Origin of the sequence: Thermincola ferriacetica, from assembly GCF_001263415.1 — a bacterium.
GTDB classification, from domain to species: Bacteria; Bacillota; Thermincolia; order Thermincolales; family Thermincolaceae; genus Thermincola; species Thermincola ferriacetica.
Genome location: NZ_LGTE01000070.1, coordinates 1 through 774, shown reverse-complemented (window position 1 = coordinate 774; position 774 = coordinate 1). Strand labels below are relative to the sequence as shown.

General features: G+C 41.9%; 1 protein-coding gene. It reads right to left on the bottom strand.

Annotated features, from left to right (window positions below; all coding sequences use genetic code 11):
* A partial coding sequence (locus tag Tfer_RS15720) for an IS256 family transposase (RefSeq protein ID WP_152909089.1) occupies positions 1–774 on the bottom strand: 774 nt, incomplete at both ends.

Here is a 774-nt window from a genome sequence, read left to right as displayed (position 1 = left end):
GTTTTCTTATTTCAGGCGGGTACTTAAAGAAAGTGGCTATCTCGTGCCAGTTCTTGCGCCATGATTTTATTGCCAACGGGTACTTGGAGCCCCATTTATTTTCGAACTCATCCAGCATCATTAAACCTTCTTCTTCAGTAGCGGCCTTATAAACCGGCTTCAAATCAGCAGTAAACTGTTTGAGATCTTTGTAAGAGACATATCTTGTTGAGTTCCTGATTTGGTGGACTATGCATTTCTGAATTTCGGTTTCAGGGAAACACGCGGCAATAGCATCGGAAATACCGGTAAGATTGTCCACGCTCATGATAAGTATATCCTGAACCCCGCGGTTTCTGAGTTCATTAAGTACATTAAGCCAAAATTTTGCGCTCTCGTTTTCGCCGATCCATATGCCAAGAACGTCTTTTTTGCCTTCAATGTCTATGCCAATGATCATGTAAGCCGCTTTGTTAACGACCTGGCCTTCTAACCGGACCTTGTAATGAATTGCATCAAGGAAAACTACTGTATAAATTTCCTGTAGAGGGCGGTTCTGCCATTCGCGAATGACCGGTAAAAGTTTATCAGTAATATTGGAAATTAAGGTTGGAGACGCCTCAATGCCATAAATATTATGCAAATGATCCTGGATATCTCTTACGGTCATCCCTTTGGCATACATAGAGATGATTTGTTCTTCAATCCCCGAAACGTCTCTTTGGTGTTTTTTAACCACTACGGGTTCAAATTCACCGTTACGGTCCCTGGGAATATTCAGCTCAATTTCGCATA